Consider the following 14,660-nt stretch of genomic DNA (forward strand, 5'->3'; position numbering starts at 1 on the left):
ATCTCGCAGATGAAGAGTATATTCAAAAAAATTGATATTGAAGAAAGACATTTGGCTTACGCAAGTTTGAGCAGGCGGGTTTATGCTCAATTCCTGGATTTTTTGATCTTATGTCCTGTTTTAATCCCGCAAGTCCTTGTTTTTTATTACCATAATAAAATGGTATACGCGGTGTTTCCGTTCTATACCGCCTTACATTCCCTCCTTTATATAGGGTATAGATTCGTGATGCACGCCTTATTCGGTAGGACGTTTGGTAAGGCCTTTGCGGGGATAATCGTTACCGATTCGAACAAAGGGCGTTTAGGTTGGGGTAGATCTTTTATCAGGATCTTGCCCGAACTTGCTTTGTCATTAGTAACTATCGTGAGTGCAGTGTATGATTCTAGGATTTTCATGGAACACCAGGCTGAAATGGAAGGTCTGCCATTGGCAGGCGTTCATAGGATCTTGAATAAATGGAATCCTTTGGATAATTTTACCTTTTGGGATTCGATCGTATATTATGGGATTTCGTTGATTTATATCTTCTTTTCTCACAAAAGGACGGCATTACACGACCTTTTTGCAGGGACCAGGGTATTTCGTTATAGAGCGGAATGACGATATATGGCCGAATAATGAAATAAATTTCCTTTCTACAATCTCTTGACTCATATTCCGTAAATGTTATACTACAAAAATGCGGATCTTCGATTCTCACTTCCATATCATAGATCCAAGATTTCCTTTGGTGCCAAATCACGGTTTTTTGCCCGAACCCTTTACGGTTTCGGACTATAATAAACAAGCGGATTGGCTCAGGATCAAAGGAGGTGCAGTCGTTTCCGGTTCTTTTCAGGCGTTCGATCAGACTTACTTATTGGATGCGCTTTCCGTATTAGGAAAAAATTATGTAGGTGTGACCCAACTTCCTGCAAACACTAAGGATTCCGAAATTTTATCTCTTCATAAATCGGGAGTGAGGGCAGTAAGATTTAACGTAAGAAGGGGGGGCTCTGAGGAAATTTCCAAGATCAAGGAGATGGGAGCCCGTGTCTATGATATAGCCGGTTGGCATGTGGAATTGTATATTGATGCCAAAGAGATCGACGAATTTTTGGAAGAAGTCTTATTGTCCCTACCTAAGGTTTCAATAGATCATTTAGGATTATCTAAACAAGGATTTTCCACTACTTTAAGATTGGTTGAGAAAGGAGTAAGAGTCAAGGCTACAGGTTTCGGACGGACCAATATGGATATAAGATCGGCCCTAGCGGATATTTCAGATATCAATCCGGATGCCTTGATGTTCGGGACGGATCTTCCTTCCACTCGTTCTCCTGCTCCTTTTACCGAAGAGGATCTACATCTCGTAACGGAAACTTTCGATGGAGAATTATTACAAAAAGTATTATATACGAATGCTCTAGAGTTTTACGGCGTAAACGTAAAAGTATAAGAGCCCGTCCCAAAAGATCAGGCTCTTGAAGTCCGCGACTTGGTATTGAACGATAACCTATATTTTGGGGTGGACTGTAATTTATTCTTTTTTAAAGATCCGATCCGCTATCCTTTTAACGATCCAAGAGGGAAATATTTTCGTAGAATAATAATGTGCCTGATTCATAAATCCCGGGACGGATCTTTTGGTCTCGTTTTGGATCGCGTTAAATGCAACCTTGGCCACATCTTTCGGATCCATCGCGATAGAGTAGGCAAGATTTCCTAACGATCCCTTTTTGTTTTCTTTATGAATTCCTGCTACGGAAAGAAAGTTTGTCTTAGTGGTTCCCGGATATAAGATCCCAAGTTTGACCCTATAAGGAGAAAGTTCCTCAGCCAATGCTTCCGAAAAACTAACCACATACGCTTTGCTAGCTGCATAAGCCGCCATATAGGATAGAGGCTGCAAAGAAGCTGTAGATGCAACGTTCAATATAAAACCGTTTTTACGTTCTATCATTCTTTTAGAAAATTCGTTGGAAAGTCTGGTAACTGCATTCACGTTTAGTAAAAGCATGGAATCCACTTTTTCCGGAGAAAGTTCCCAGGATTTTCCCCAAAGCCCGAATCCCGCATTATTGACCAGGACATCTACTTCTAAATTCAGTTTGGAGATCCATTTTAGAATTTTAGGAATACTTTCTGTTTGAGTTAGATCCGCTTCGAAGGTTTCTAATTTTCCGGAAGGGTTTATGTCTTTGCATTCTTTATGCAGAAGTTTTAATTCTTCTTTGGAAATGCTGACCACTATTACTTGATAGCCTTGTTTGTATAATAGGAGAGAAAGTTCTTTACCAATTCCGGAAGAACCTCCGGTAATGAGCGCTGTTTTTTGATTGATGTTCGTTTTCATTTAATTTCCTTTTCGATTTCGCAATAGATCCCCTAAGTTCTGAAATCTGTCAAAGCCTTTCAAAACCTGAAAAATCTAGCTTGCTCCATGGAAAAAGGAACTTAGAGTTTCCGGAATGTCTCCTTTATTCCAACCTTTAAAAACATATTTGGATGCAAAACTTTCTTTGGTCGATAAGATCACTAAGGAAAGAAAGGCGGTACTTTCTTCGTTGGCGGATTCTATTCTCCAATCTTTTGAGAACAAACAAAAAGCGAATTTAGTTTTTATATGCACTCATAATTCGAGAAGGAGCCAGATCGCTCAGGCATTCGCAGCAAGTATTCCTCATTATTTTGATTTTCCCGGGATCAAATCTTTTTCCGGGGGAACGAGTATCACCGAGCTACATCCGAATGTAGTAAACGTTTTAGGAAATTGCGGATTTCGTTTGGAGAACCAAGGCCCCCCTCGCAATCCTAAATATTCAATTTGGTGGGCGGATGGGACTCCTGCTTTAACCGCTTATTCCAAAAAATTCCAAGATGCTCCGAATCCTGTCTCCGAGTTCATTGCGGTTTTGGTTTGTTCCCAAGCGGATGAATCCTGCCCCTATGTTCCGGGAGCGGAAGCAAGGATCTCTCTTCCATTCGAAGATCCTAAAATTGCTGACGATTCCGAAAATCCGTTAGAGAAATATATGCAAACTTGCGATCAGATCTCTTCCGAACTTCTTTATACTTTCCGGGAAGTAAAACGGAAACTTTGAGATTCTTTAGGTTCTTGTAGGAATTCCTATATTTATCGTTTGCCAGATCGTTTCTCTCTGTAGAATTAATATTTATGACGGTTCGTAATGAAGAAGATCTGAAAGCATTAAAAAGAGTAGGCAGAATTACTGCCGAGACTTTGGTCAAGATGAGAGAAGCTGCTAAGCCGGGGATCAGCACCAAAGAACTGGACCGTATCGCTCATTCTTATTTCTCTAAGTTCGGAGCGAAAAGTGCTCCCCAACTCATGTACAAATTTCCCGGTAACACATGTATCAGCTTGAATACTGAGATTGCTCATGGAATTCCAAACGATCGTATTTTGAAAGAAGGGGACCTATTGAATCTAGATGTTTCTTTGGAATTAAACGGGTATTTTGCAGACACCGGTTATACTTTAATAGTTGGTCAAGATGAGAAAGGTTTAACCAAATTATTGGATGTCTCTTCAGAAGCGTTAAAACGTGCTCTTTCGGGAGTAAGAACGGGACAAAAACTGAACTCTATCGGCAAAACCATAGAGAATACTGCAAAGAGGAATGGATACAAGGTGATCCGGACCTTATGCGGACATGGAGTGGGAAAATCTCTCCACGAAGAACCATTCAATATTTGTAATTATTACGAGCCTAGAGATAAGCGAATTTTAAGATCGGGGCAAGTCATCGCGGTGGAAACTTTCGTTTCAACCGGAGCCGAAGATTTTGTAGAAGGATCGGATGGATGGACTTTAAAAACTCCTGACGGTTCGTTTACTGCTCAGTTTGAACATTCAGTAGTTGTTACGGACTTCGGACCTATTATACTTACAGCGGCATAAAAAACAGATGATTACCATAATTTTGAACGTAATTCCTATCCTGATCTTCATTCTAGTATTTGTTCTTTCTATTTGGGATAGAAAGCAGAAAGAAACTTTTTCCAAAAAAAATTTCGGTTCCTTCTTCCCGGCTATTTTGTCCGGAGAATTAAAGTCGGATTTGAATTCGGCCTCTTCTCAATTCGGCAAAGCAGGATATGTTGTCCAAGCAGTAGGGGAAAAACTTCTGTTTCAAAACGCTTCTCAATTGGCAAAACATAGAAATTGGTTATGGTCTTTCGGTTATGCCGAGAAGGCGGAGAACGGCTCCATCCAATATAAATTGTTCATTAATATAGGTTCTGTGATGACTGTTCCTGCGGCCTTGTTCGTGGTAGTGTTCTATGGTATGCTAGTGCAGAATAATATTCCACAAGAACAGGTTTCTATAGCCCCTTACTTTTTCTTAGGATTCGCATTTTTTTTCGCGATTTCCAGTTTTATCTCCCAAACGATTAAAGAGAGAAGTTTCCTTAAAAAAATTCTCTCACAAAATTAAAAAATGTTAATACGAATCGCACTCATTCTTCTGTCCCTTTCTTCTATGTACGGTTTGGGACTAAGGATAGAAAAAAAAGAGCTGGGTTCCTGGGCTAAATTTGTTCCGATCCTTATATTCGCATTCTTTTGGAATTTCGTGATACTTCCTGTTTTCGTTTTTTTTGCCGGAAAATTTTTGGGTGTATCCGAACTTACCTTTACGGCCATTTTTCTTTGTGCTGCTTCTCCGGGGGGAGCTTCAGGAGGGCTGTTCGTATTAAGGGCAAAGGGCAATCCTGCGTTAGGCGGAATCCTGATTGCACTATTGAACGGGGCTAATACGGTCCTCACACCCTTAATCTTTTCCATTTACCAAGGCGATTCCGGATTCAACTTCGATCTGTTCTTAAAACTTTTTTTGATAGGGACTTTTTTGCAGGGATTGCCCTTACTTTTAGGATTTTTGAGTAAATACTTCTTCCCTAAAATTTTCGATCCGATTGCTCCTTGGGTAGAAAGATTCAGCACTTTCTGTTTGGTATTATCGATCTTACTCTTGATCTTTCAGTACGGAGAATATGCGCTAAGCCTGGGTTGGCTGGTGTGGATCGCTGCCTGCGTAGCTGTCTGTTTTTCCCTCCTTCCTGGGATCTTTTTATTGAATTCCACCCAGGAAGTCAAAGCTTCCTTGTCTATGGTTTCCGCGATCAGAAGTTTATCCTTGGCCCTACTTCTTGCGGAACTTCATATCAAACAAAGTGAGACCTTACTTACTATTCTTATGTACGGGACTGTAATGTATTTATTGAGTGCAATTGCAGCTGAATTTTGGAATGGAAAGAAGAAGATCCAAATATGAATTTTTATTTAAATGTATATTCGAAAACCAATTTCAAAATAGATGTTCTTGTAATCATTACTTTTACCGTATTTCTCCTCGTATTCTTACTGGATAAGAGGAGGTTTATTTTTTCTAAAGAATGGGAGCTTTCCTTTTATAAAAGAATTCTAATTCTTACATTGATCTATTTGGCTCTTGCGTCTACTGTTCCCTTCTTTTTGGATATAAGTTCTTTTATCCGGGTCAGGATCGCTTGGACTGTTTTGACAATTGCACTTCCCATATTAGGTCTTGTGCATTTTGTATTTTCCAAAAGAATTATTTTCTTATTCGTTTCTATTTCCTTAGTTTTTATCAAATTTTATTCAGAAGTATGGGAGCCGAATTTTCTAGATGTGGAACGTATTCGAATCCAATCGGAGAAGATACATTCTCCCATAAAGATTGTACATATTTCGGATCTACAGACGGACGATATTCGAGATCTACATTTGGAAGTTAGGGAAGAAGCGAATCGTTTTCAACCCGATCTTATTTTGTTTACGGGAGATGTGATGAATCATTCCTCCTTGTATCCGATCGTAACTTCATATTTAAAAGAATTCAAAAGTAATAATGGATTCTATTTTGTTACCGGAGATGTGGATCATATCTTACGCCATACCGATTTTTATTCTAAATCCGGATCCGTTCTTTTGGATCGTAAATCTAAAGTTCTCCGGATCGGAAAAAATAAGATCGGTTTGATCGGATTAGGTTTGCCGGATTACAGGAACAAAACTTTGATCTGGAGTTTGAAAAGAGAGATCCCGGAAGATATTTATTCTATTATGATCAGCCATTATCCTGATTCCGTTTTGCACCAACCGAATGAAAAAGTGGATCTGATTTTGGCGGGACATACGCATGGCGGACAGGTGCAAGTCCCGTTTTTTGGACCTATTTTAACTCTTTCCAGAGTTCCTCGCCATATAGCAGCCGGCGGTTTGAACACGTATGAAAATACGGATATTATAGTCAGTAGAGGTTTAGGGGCAGAAGGTCATGTGGCTCCAAGAATTCGATTCGGTGCAAGACCTCATTTGATTTTGTTGGAGCTTCTACCAGCAAATTCCGCAAAAGAAACCGTAAAAAACGGGATCTAAAATTTATTGAGAAAGGGTCCGATCCGATATGCGGCTAACGTCAGTCCTTCTATTCTGTTTGCTTGCGTTTTTTATCACCTGCCAATCCGTAACCGTAGAATATCCTATGTATCCTTCCACAAAAGAGGGAAGGGACTTAAAACAATTCTTAAACGGTGTGAAGACAGTCGCATTTTCTCTGGAACCTATGAATTCCGAAATCTGGATCCACGAAAGTAATCGTTCTTTCGTGTTGTTGGTTCCTAGGAAATTGTATGAAAGTATATCTAAAGATTCTTATTTTAAAGTTTTAGACCTGAAAGATAGACCGGATGTTCTGGAAGAAAAAGATCTTTCGATAGAAGGGATACAAAAGAACAGGAAGAAGATCGGAGAAGTTTTGGACGTGGATGCAGTCTTATATGTTTCCGTCAGAGAACCCGAGTCCCAATGTTATGTAGAGAGAAAAATGGATTATCTTGCTCTTGGAATGGCTGTTCTTAGGGTAGCTGCCGCTGGAAAGGATAGAGACAGGCAATTGAGTCGAGCAGCGGCTTCTCTGGTTGAGGATCCGATCATAAAGCCTACAGGAGTTCGAAAAGTTTATATTCCTATAGAAGCGAATTTGATCCGGATAGATTCCGGAGAGATGATGAAAACCGTCATCAGTAAACCTTCTATCATATATAACGGTGTGGGAGACATTAGTTGTCCTAGTATACTTCCTTCTCTTTCCACTGCATTAGATGAATCTATTTCCGAAATTCAAAGAAAACTTTCTCCAAGAGTCGAATCGGAAGATATTTCGATTTTTACGGAAGACGAAAATCCGGAAGTAGAAGCGCTTCTTTTGGAAGGATACGAAGAGATTACCGGAGAAAATCCGAATTTCCAAAGAGCTAAGATCGCTTGGGAAAAAGCGGATCAAAAGGCAAAAGGAAAATCTTGGGCAGCGAAAGCGAATTTAGCTACGTATTATTTTTCGGAAGGGGATTACCAAAAGGCGATCCAATTTTACGATGAAGCCATCCGTTTAGGCGGCCCGGAAGATGATTATCTAAAAGAGCTGAAGGAATTGATGGCGCCTCCTCCGGTAGAAGAAGAGGCAACCGAAGAAAAATAATTACCCTCTTCCTTTTTCTCCTCTTCGTAAGAAAGCGGGAATATCATAATCTTCTTTCATGTTTCCGGAAGGATTTTTAGACTTAAGAGTCCTGTATGCTTCCGGATCATTGCTGATCCTTTCCGGTTCAGTTTTAAAAGTCGGACGCGGCTCTTCCATTTCAGGAAGCCCTACCACTTTTCTTTGAGGTTGGGATTGTGACTTAGGAACAGATCCGATTCCTGCAGCTCTCTTATTAAACCCGGTAGCGATCACTGTGATACGAATCCTTTTTTCCAGATCTGCATCTTCCGTCAAACCGATGATGATATTTGCGTTAGGATCCACTTGAGAAGTGATGATCTGAGATACTTCGTTCCAATCGGAAATTGTAAGATCGGTTCCACCTGTGACATTGATCAAAAGAGAAGTTGCTCCTGCAATAGAACGAGAATCCAATAATGCATTATCGATGGCAAAGTTCACAGCTTCTGAGACTTTGTTTTCTCCGTAACCTTCTCCTACTCCCATGACCGCGTCGCCGGTATCTCTCATGATAGCTTTTACATCCGCGAAGTCCACATTGATGATACCCGGATTATTAACGATATCGCTAATCCCTCTCACCGCATTCAAAAGAATGTCGTCTATCACTCTGAATGCTTGGTCGATCGGAGTATCTCTTTCCACTACTTGGAAGATGGACTCATTATTCACTAAAATTAAAGTATCAACGTAAGAGCGAAGTTGTTCCACTCCTCTTTTGGCGAGTTCCATTCTTCTTTTTCCTTCGAAAGAAAAAGGGATCGTAACCACTCCGACAACTAGACATTTTTGCTCTTTTGCGATCTTTGCAACGATAGGTGCGGCCCCTGTTCCGGTTCCGCCTCCCATTCCGGCGGTTACAAAAACCATATCCGCACCTTGGATCACGGATGCGATCTTTTCTCTGTCTTCTTCTGCGGCTCTTGCGCCTAGTTCAGGGTCGCCACCGGCACCCATTCCTCTTGTAGTCTTGGAACCTAATGCGATCTTATTTTCTATCTCGGAACGTTTTAATACCTGTTCGTCGGTATTCATGATGACATATTCCACGCCTCTCAGGCTGGAATTTGCCATTCTAGCGACTGCATTCATTCCGCCGCCGCCGATCCCTAAAACTTTAATAATTGCAGGGTTTGATCTATCTTCTTCTTCGAAACGTAACATGGTTCACTTCCTTAGAGGTTTTCCTCTATCCATCTCCGAATTTTTTTCCCCCAGGTTTCGCTTCTATCCTGGGATTTTCTTTCCATGTCCCCTAATCTGGACGCGTATTTAATAAGCCCTACTGCAGTGGCGAATTCAGGAGAAGATACTCTATCCGAAAGTCCGGAAAGACCCGCAGGTCTTGCGCGGGTTACCGTTAGACGAAATACGTCTTCTGCCAGACTTTCTATTCCTTCCAGCAGGCTTCCTCCTCCCGTGAGGATAACTCCTCCGGCAAGAAAGGATTTTTTTCCGGACTTGACGAGTTCCGCATCGACCATCTCAAAAATTTCTCTCATACGAGGTTCGATTACATGGACTAATTCTTCCCTTAGAACGGTTCTCGCAGGTCTTCCGCTGATAGAAGGGATCTCCACTGTTTCTGTAGGATCTATTTCTTCTAAAGAACAATGACCGAATCTTTTTTTCACAAGTTCTGCGGTTTCAATCGTGGTTTTTAAGCCGATGGAAAGATCGGAAGTCACATTATAACCGCCGAATGGGATCACGGAAGAATAGGCAATCCCGCCGTCCACATAAACGATCAGATCGCAGATACCTGCGCCTATATCCAAGACCGCTGTTCCCAGATCTTTTTCTCCGGAGGTTAAAACAGCATCGGAAGAAGCCAAACTGGAAAGGACCCTCGTCTCCTCCGCAAGGCCGGCTGCTTCAATACATTTTTCTAAATTATGAAGTGCTGTTAGACCTGCCGTGACTATATGTACTTCCGCTTCTAATCGTACTCCTGTCATTCCGATCGGGTCTTTGATGGAAGTTTGATCGTCTACGGAAAATTCTTTGGAGAGAACGTGTAAAATTTCCTGGTCCGCGGGAACTCGGACGGCTTGTGCGGCTTCTATCACTCTGACTATATCCGGCTCGGTCACCACTCTATCCCTATTGGTGATGGCAACCACTCCTTTGGAATTGTCCGCACGAACGGATTTGCCGGTGACATTTACCACAACATAACCGATCTCTTGGCCGCACATGAGTTCCGCTTCGCTCACTGCTTCTATGATGGAACGAGTAGTCGCTTCTATATTGATGATGGAACCGTTCTTGATCCCGGAAGAAGGGAACATCCCTGTTCCGATAATTTCAGTTTCGTATTCGGAGATAGGGCGTCCTACCACCACTTTTGTAAGTGCTGATCCCAGATCCAGAGAGACTATGATTCTTTCAGAAGATTCCATATTCTTAATGGTAGACCGCGTCTTCTCCCCGTATGTCCACTAGTTTGGGGCGGACTTTTTCTTTTTCAAGATATGCTAATACAGCGTATAACTTTCTGACCTGTTCCGTTTGGAATAATGTCCCTACCTGCACACGAACCGGAAGAGGAGTGTCTGCGTAGACAAAAATTTCTCCGTCTTCATGTAAGGATACTTCGGAGATCCTGGACTTCAGAGCGGGATAAGAACGAAATGCGTTCTCCACGGAAGTGTGAAGGTCCTTGAATGCTGCGCCTACCACTTCTCCTTTTTCTCTGGAGAATGTCCCGGAAAGAATTGTAAGTCCTTGGCTTCTTACATCATCCATGGAAAGGATCTTAAGTTCGGGATCTATCTCGAAAAGATGACCGTCGGAGTTCACGAGGTAATTCGGTTTTCTTTCGGTGATCTCTACGAGCAATTGGTCGTCCGTTTTTTTTTCCAAGTGAGCGGATTTGATTCTGGGATGTGAGGTAAGTCGGTGTTCCATTTGGCCGAGGTCGTAATTTTCGAAAGAGGTTCCCGGTTGGATACCCATGATCTGAACTATTTCTTCCGTTCTAAGAGTTTCGTGTCCTGTCAGTATGAGTTTATTCAACTCCTGGGGAAGGGAACCCCTTCTAAATCCCCAGCCTAAAGTGCTAGCCAATAGAAAGAGGAAGGCCAGAAGCCACCAACTCGTTCTTTTTTGAACGGATTCTTTCAAAAAGTCAATTATATTATGTCTCATAGGCGTTTGGAGAGGGTTTTTTCTTCCTTTCCCTTAGAATTATCGGGAATTTCTCTAAAAATTAGCCCATCTATTTTTGATTTGTTAGGGATTTAGTTGATCCGAATCCAAAGCCGAAGTTTCTAATAGAAGAAAGTATGAAATTCCCGATCCCTTCGCCCATACATCTAGGTTTCGTTTTCTTTTGTGCTTTTTTTGTTCTTCTTTACCAATCGGTGATCGAAAGATCCGGTTCCGAAGAAGATTATCCTTATACTTTAAAAATTTATTATCCAAAGTCCCAAGGTATACGCCCTGGAACTCCGGTCAGTATTTTAGGACTGGAAAGAGGGATCGTAAGAGAAGTGGATGTGGTTGGGATCGAAGAAGTTCCCGACAAAAGATTTTTGGATAAGAACAGGACAAAGGCGGTAGAGATCACGATCCGCCTAGCTGAACCTATCACACTGTATTCCAATTACGATATAAGTTTTAGGACTGCTACCGTACTTTCCGGAAGGACCATCGACATCAATCCTGGAAACGCTGAGGAAGATTCCAAGCAGGTGTTTTTTAAACCTACATACAAGGAAGAAGACGGTTTTCGTCCAGACTTCGCTCCTTCCGCCAGATACTATGACGACTTTTTTGCGGCTTCCACCGGCGTGATCCGAGAGAATAAAGAAGATATCAATCTGCTATTCGGGAACTTAAAAGAAATCTCTTACAAACTCAACGGAACTAACGGATCGGTCCCTAGGTTTATCAACGATATAGATACGTACGACAACCTAGCCGAAACTTTGACGGACATGAGAATTTTAGGAGATGATGCCAGAAGGTACGTGGAAGGATACCGTAAGATGGAAAGAAGTGCACCTATTCCATTCTCCATCAATCTGTACAGAAGAACCACTTTGATTGGGGACATTTCCAGCGATTTCTATCTGGACCGACTTAAACCTCCTTGAAAAGACAAGGACAAACTAAGCCGTCCTGCCGATCCTAGTATCTATGAAAGTCGCAGTGATCCATGATTGGCTGAACGGAATGAGGGGCGGAGAGATCGTACTCGATTCCATCCTGAAAGTATTTCCGGATGCCGATCTATTTACCCTTTTTTATGAAAAAGGAAAATTAAACGAAAGGATCGAAAACAGAAGGATCATAACCGCATTCACCGATAGGCTCCCTTTCAAGTCCAAATACCGTTGGTATCTTCCTTTATTTCCGACCGCAATCGAATCCTTGGATCTTCGAGGGTATGATCTGATAGTATCTTCTTCTCATTGTGTTGCAAAAGGTGTGATCCCCGATCCTGATGCGATCCATATTAGTTATGTACATTCTCCAATGAGATACGTTTGGGATCTTTACTATGATTATTTTCCCGCCAGAAGCGGATTGAAGTTTTTTGCCTTCCAATTTGTTTCCAATTATCTTCGTACCTGGGACTCCGTTTCTTCCAATAGAGTGGATTCTTTTTTATGCAACTCGGAATTCGTTTCCAGAAGGATCCAAAAGTTTTATAGAAGGAATTCCAAGGTAGTTTATCCTCCTTGTTTGCCAAAAGGGTTTAAAGTTAAAACTGAGAAGAAGGAAAATTTCGATCTGATCGTTTCCGCATTTGCTCCATATAAACGGATCGATTTGGCAATAGAGGCATACAGAAAGAACGGGAGACCTCTAAAAATTTTAGGAAGCGGCCAAGAATATAAGAAACTCGTAAAAGAACTTCCGCCGAATGTGGAGATCTTGCCTCATAGGCCAAGGAATGAAGTGCAAGAGTATATGGCCAAGGCCAAAACATTCATTTTTCCCGGAATGGAAGATTTCGGGATCGCACCGGTTGAAGCGCAAGGCTATTGTACTCCTGTTTTGGCATTTGGAAAGGGAGGAGCCTTAGAGACGGTGGTCTCCGGAAAGACCGGGCTATTCTTCCGAGAGCAAACGGTCGAAGCATTGAACGCTAGCTTAGAGGAATCCGACCGAAAAGAATGGAAATCCAAGGACTTTCAGGCCTCGGTAAACCGTTTTACGGAGGAAAAATTCATCATCCAAATCCAAAAGACGGTCGAGACTATAAACAAGAACTCTGGAAAAAGGAGGGGCGTTTGATTACTTTACATAGATTGAAAGGAAATGAATTCGTTCTAAACGCCTCTCATATAGAATGTATCGAGGCCAATCCGGATACAACGATCACTTTGTCTAATGATAGAAAATATGTGGTCCAAGAAAGTATACCTGAAGTGATCGAAAAAATTTTGGAGTTCAAAAAACGAGTGCTGGTGTTTCCTTTTGGTTCCGCGCCGGATCAATTTAAGAGGGCAGATTAAACTACAATGGATATAGCTACAATCATAGGCTTCGGCTCCGCAATCGTAGTATTCACTTTCGGGGTTCTTTCCGCCGGACTAAATCCGATCGATATTGTGGACGTGCCTTCCGTATTGATCACATTCGGAGGAGCGACCGCTTGTACGGTTATGGCGGTCCCTTGGCAAAATACCTTGGACTTGGGAAAGGTAACTCGTAAGGCTTTTAGAGAAGAAAAAAGCGACCTCATAGGACTTATAAAAACTTTAGTATCCTTCTCCGAGAAAGCAAGAAGAGAGGGTCTACTCGCTTTGGAAGACGACGTGAACGAACTTCCGGAAGAATTTTTAAGAAAGGGAATTACCCTGGTCGTGGACGGTACAGACCCGGAACTTGTTCGGAATATTATGGAAACCGAAATGAGTAATATTGCCTCCAGACATAATGCCGGAAAATCCTGGTGGGAAAACTGGGGAGCTCTTGCTCCCGCATTCGGGATGATTGGAACTCTGATCGGATTGGTCCAAATGTTGAAGAACCTCGGATCGGGAGACGCGAGTGCGATCGGAACGGGAATGGCGGCCGCATTGATCACCACATTGTACGGATCCATGGGGGCGAATATCATAGCTATTCCCATTATGAAAAAGCTCATGCGTAAATCCTCGGACGAACTATTAATAAGACAGATCATGATAGAAGGTACACTCTCCATCCAATCCGGGGATAACCCTCGTATCGTGAAAGATAAACTCGCAAGTTATCTGCCACCTGGCGAACGCGGCGTATTAAAAGACGAAAACGATTAAGATTTATTTCGGTAGAAGAATATGGCAAAATCCAAATGTCCAGAATGTATCCAGAATATTCCAGAGTACATGCTTACTTATGGAGACATGGTTACACTTCTTCTTTGCTTCTTCATCATGTTGTATCGTACAGGTAAAACGAATGCGATAGAGATGCAGATCATTCTATCTGCGTTCAAAACCACTACCGGATTTTTTGACGGAGGCCAAACTCTTTCCAAAGGAAAATTGGAAGAGATGGGAATGAACATAGAAAGTCTTCCTTCCATGACCACGGGGAAGGCGCTTTCTAAATCCAAAAAGACTGCCACGGAATTATTCAAACCTGAGATTGAAGCAGGGAAAGTGCGAGTAACGGAAGACGAAAGAGGTCTTGTTATAAGCCTGGTAGGAGCGGATTATTTTAATCCCGGATCCGCGATCTTGCAGGAACCGATCAAAAGTACATTAAAAAAAGCTAGTGGACTCATCAAAGGATTGGAAAGATTCGTTAGGGTAGAAGGTCACTGCGATGCTGATGCAGTACTTCCCGGCGCCAATCCCAGTAGGGAAGAGCGAACTTATTTGAATAATTGGGACCTAGCGGGAGCAAGAGCGATCAACTCCACTGACTATATCGTAGGTGTAGGAAAATTGGACCCTAGTTGGTTCCAGGCTGTGAGTTTTGGATCTTATAGACCGCTTGTTGTGGAGAACCAAGGAACTCCGGAAGCAAAAGCATTCAACAGAAGAATTGATATCGTAATTTTAACGGAAAAATCCACTAAACGAAGCGAATACGAATCCAATTTCGGCCTACCTAAGAGCCGCGTTCCGGGTTCGGAAACTTCCACCGAAAGTGGATTATAGAAGAGTAAAAGGAGAA

At 42.0% G+C, this 14,660-nt stretch carries 17 protein-coding genes; 13 read left to right on the forward strand and 4 right to left on the reverse strand.

The window, feature by feature from the left end; translation table 11 throughout:
• Nucleotides 1-9 precede the first annotated feature (9 nt).
• Both LEP1GSC192_RS10135 and LEP1GSC192_RS10140 read left to right on the forward strand, forming a co-directional pair.
• Nucleotides 10-603 carry an RDD family protein gene (locus tag LEP1GSC192_RS10135; RefSeq protein ID WP_020769571.1) on the forward strand — a complete coding sequence of 198 codons (594 nt, stop codon included), beginning with the start codon at nucleotides 10-12 and terminating at the stop codon, nucleotides 601-603.
• Between the two features lie 79 nt (nucleotides 604-682).
• Nucleotides 683-1,441 carry an amidohydrolase family protein gene (locus LEP1GSC192_RS10140; protein ID WP_020769470.1) on the forward strand — a complete coding sequence of 253 codons (759 nt, stop codon included), beginning with the start codon at nucleotides 683-685 and terminating at the stop codon, nucleotides 1,439-1,441.
• A gap of 81 nt (nucleotides 1,442-1,522) precedes the next feature.
• Here LEP1GSC192_RS10140 and LEP1GSC192_RS10145 read toward each other — a convergent pair whose 3' ends face one another.
• Nucleotides 1,523-2,338 (reverse strand): SDR family oxidoreductase, encoded by an 816-nt coding sequence (locus LEP1GSC192_RS10145; RefSeq protein WP_020769539.1) that lies wholly within the window; start codon nucleotides 2,336-2,338, stop codon nucleotides 1,523-1,525.
• A gap of 115 nt (nucleotides 2,339-2,453) precedes the next feature.
• Between LEP1GSC192_RS10145 and LEP1GSC192_RS10150 the strand changes: the two genes are divergently transcribed.
• The 6 genes from LEP1GSC192_RS10150 to LEP1GSC192_RS10175 all read left to right on the forward strand — a co-directional run bounded on the left by LEP1GSC192_RS10150 (nucleotide 2,454) and on the right by LEP1GSC192_RS10175 (nucleotide 7,514).
• Entirely contained in the window at nucleotides 2,454-3,086 is a 633-nt protein-coding gene (locus tag LEP1GSC192_RS10150; RefSeq protein ID WP_020769765.1) for a hypothetical protein, read from the forward strand.
• Nucleotides 3,087-3,160: 74 nt separating this feature from the next.
• Complete coding sequence (map, locus tag LEP1GSC192_RS10155) at nucleotides 3,161-3,907, forward strand: type I methionyl aminopeptidase (RefSeq protein ID WP_020769623.1); 747 nt, start codon at nucleotides 3,161-3,163, stop codon at nucleotides 3,905-3,907.
• A gap of 7 nt (nucleotides 3,908-3,914) precedes the next feature.
• Nucleotides 3,915-4,445: a hypothetical protein gene (locus LEP1GSC192_RS10160; protein WP_020769809.1), complete on the forward strand. Its 531-nt coding sequence runs from the start codon at nucleotides 3,915-3,917 to the stop codon at nucleotides 4,443-4,445.
• A gap of 3 nt (nucleotides 4,446-4,448) precedes the next feature.
• Nucleotides 4,449-5,285 (forward strand): bile acid:sodium symporter family protein, encoded by an 837-nt coding sequence (locus LEP1GSC192_RS10165; RefSeq protein WP_020769707.1) that lies wholly within the window; start codon nucleotides 4,449-4,451, stop codon nucleotides 5,283-5,285.
• Nucleotides 5,282-6,412 (forward strand): metallophosphoesterase, encoded by a 1,131-nt coding sequence (locus LEP1GSC192_RS10170; protein ID WP_020769508.1) that lies wholly within the window; start codon nucleotides 5,282-5,284, stop codon nucleotides 6,410-6,412. Before LEP1GSC192_RS10165 ends, LEP1GSC192_RS10170 begins: the two co-directional genes overlap by 4 nt.
• Nucleotides 6,413-6,440: 28 nt before the next feature.
• Nucleotides 6,441-7,514, forward strand: a complete 1,074-nt coding sequence (locus LEP1GSC192_RS10175; protein WP_020769892.1) for a lipoprotein LipL41 — start codon at nucleotides 6,441-6,443, stop codon at nucleotides 7,512-7,514.
• Here the strand turns inward: LEP1GSC192_RS10175 and ftsZ are convergent, their stop codons facing one another.
• From ftsZ to LEP1GSC192_RS10190, 3 genes are read right to left on the reverse strand one after another with little or no spacing between them, the layout of a single operon-like run.
• Nucleotides 7,515-8,702 carry a cell division protein FtsZ gene (ftsZ, locus tag LEP1GSC192_RS10180; protein ID WP_020769833.1) on the reverse strand — a complete coding sequence of 396 codons (1,188 nt, stop codon included), beginning with the start codon at nucleotides 8,700-8,702 and terminating at the stop codon, nucleotides 7,515-7,517.
• 11 nt (nucleotides 8,703-8,713) lie between these two features.
• Nucleotides 8,714-9,940, reverse strand: coding sequence for a cell division protein FtsA (ftsA, locus tag LEP1GSC192_RS10185; RefSeq protein ID WP_020769713.1), 1,227 nt, complete (start codon nucleotides 9,938-9,940; stop codon nucleotides 8,714-8,716).
• A gap of 4 nt (nucleotides 9,941-9,944) precedes the next feature.
• Nucleotides 9,945-10,688: a cell division protein FtsQ/DivIB gene (locus tag LEP1GSC192_RS10190; protein ID WP_036089567.1), complete on the reverse strand. Its 744-nt coding sequence runs from the start codon at nucleotides 10,686-10,688 to the stop codon at nucleotides 9,945-9,947.
• Nucleotides 10,689-10,825: 137 nt separating this feature from the next.
• Between LEP1GSC192_RS10190 and LEP1GSC192_RS10195 the strand changes: the two genes are divergently transcribed.
• From LEP1GSC192_RS10195 to motB, 5 genes are read left to right on the forward strand one after another with little or no spacing between them, the layout of a single operon-like run.
• The gene (locus LEP1GSC192_RS10195) at nucleotides 10,826-11,638 is read left to right on the forward strand and encodes an MlaD family protein (protein WP_020769559.1); all 813 of its coding nucleotides are present in this window, start codon (nucleotides 10,826-10,828) and stop codon (nucleotides 11,636-11,638) included.
• A 43-nt stretch (nucleotides 11,639-11,681) separates the two neighbouring features.
• Nucleotides 11,682-12,785, forward strand: coding sequence for a glycosyltransferase (locus LEP1GSC192_RS10200; protein ID WP_020769747.1), 1,104 nt, complete (start codon nucleotides 11,682-11,684; stop codon nucleotides 12,783-12,785).
• Nucleotides 12,782-13,006 (forward strand): flagellar FlbD family protein, encoded by a 225-nt coding sequence (locus LEP1GSC192_RS10205; protein WP_020769802.1) that lies wholly within the window; start codon nucleotides 12,782-12,784, stop codon nucleotides 13,004-13,006. Before LEP1GSC192_RS10200 ends, LEP1GSC192_RS10205 begins: the two co-directional genes overlap by 4 nt.
• Nucleotides 13,007-13,012: 6 nt before the next feature.
• Nucleotides 13,013-13,795, forward strand: a complete 783-nt coding sequence (locus LEP1GSC192_RS10210) for a motility protein A (protein ID WP_020769716.1) — start codon at nucleotides 13,013-13,015, stop codon at nucleotides 13,793-13,795.
• A gap of 21 nt (nucleotides 13,796-13,816) precedes the next feature.
• Nucleotides 13,817-14,644: a flagellar motor protein MotB gene (motB, locus tag LEP1GSC192_RS10215; protein WP_020769791.1), complete on the forward strand. Its 828-nt coding sequence runs from the start codon at nucleotides 13,817-13,819 to the stop codon at nucleotides 14,642-14,644.
• Nucleotides 14,645-14,660: the final 16 nt, after the last annotated feature.

Origin of the sequence: Leptospira sp. B5-022 (assembly GCF_000347035.1) — a bacterium.
GTDB classification, from domain to species: Bacteria; Spirochaetota; Leptospiria; order Leptospirales; family Leptospiraceae; genus Leptospira_B; species Leptospira_B cinconiae.

Coding starts and splice junctions, on each gene's coding strand:
- LEP1GSC192_RS10135 (WP_020769571.1), top strand. CDS start 10: ATGAAGAGTATATTCAAAAAAATTGATATTGAAGAAAGACATTTGGCT.
- LEP1GSC192_RS10140 (WP_020769470.1), top strand. CDS start 683: ATGCGGATCTTCGATTCTCACTTCCATATCATAGATCCAAGATTTCCT.
- LEP1GSC192_RS10145 (WP_020769539.1), bottom strand. CDS start 2,338: ATGAAAACGAACATCAATCAAAAAACAGCGCTCATTACCGGAGGTTCT.
- LEP1GSC192_RS10150 (WP_020769765.1), top strand. CDS start 2,454: ATGTCTCCTTTATTCCAACCTTTAAAAACATATTTGGATGCAAAACTT.
- map (WP_020769623.1), top strand. CDS start 3,161: ATGACGGTTCGTAATGAAGAAGATCTGAAAGCATTAAAAAGAGTAGGC.
- LEP1GSC192_RS10160 (WP_020769809.1), top strand. CDS start 3,915: ATGATTACCATAATTTTGAACGTAATTCCTATCCTGATCTTCATTCTA.
- LEP1GSC192_RS10165 (WP_020769707.1), top strand. CDS start 4,449: ATGTTAATACGAATCGCACTCATTCTTCTGTCCCTTTCTTCTATGTAC.
- LEP1GSC192_RS10170 (WP_020769508.1), top strand. CDS start 5,282: ATGAATTTTTATTTAAATGTATATTCGAAAACCAATTTCAAAATAGAT.
- LEP1GSC192_RS10175 (WP_020769892.1), top strand. CDS start 6,441: ATGCGGCTAACGTCAGTCCTTCTATTCTGTTTGCTTGCGTTTTTTATC.
- ftsZ (WP_020769833.1), bottom strand. CDS start 8,702: ATGTTACGTTTCGAAGAAGAAGATAGATCAAACCCTGCAATTATTAAA.
- ftsA (WP_020769713.1), bottom strand. CDS start 9,940: ATGGAATCTTCTGAAAGAATCATAGTCTCTCTGGATCTGGGATCAGCA.
- LEP1GSC192_RS10190 (WP_036089567.1), bottom strand. CDS start 10,688: ATGAGACATAATATAATTGACTTTTTGAAAGAATCCGTTCAAAAAAGA.
- LEP1GSC192_RS10195 (WP_020769559.1), top strand. CDS start 10,826: ATGAAATTCCCGATCCCTTCGCCCATACATCTAGGTTTCGTTTTCTTT.
- LEP1GSC192_RS10200 (WP_020769747.1), top strand. CDS start 11,682: ATGAAAGTCGCAGTGATCCATGATTGGCTGAACGGAATGAGGGGCGGA.
- LEP1GSC192_RS10210 (WP_020769716.1), top strand. CDS start 13,013: ATGGATATAGCTACAATCATAGGCTTCGGCTCCGCAATCGTAGTATTC.
- motB (WP_020769791.1), top strand. CDS start 13,817: ATGGCAAAATCCAAATGTCCAGAATGTATCCAGAATATTCCAGAGTAC.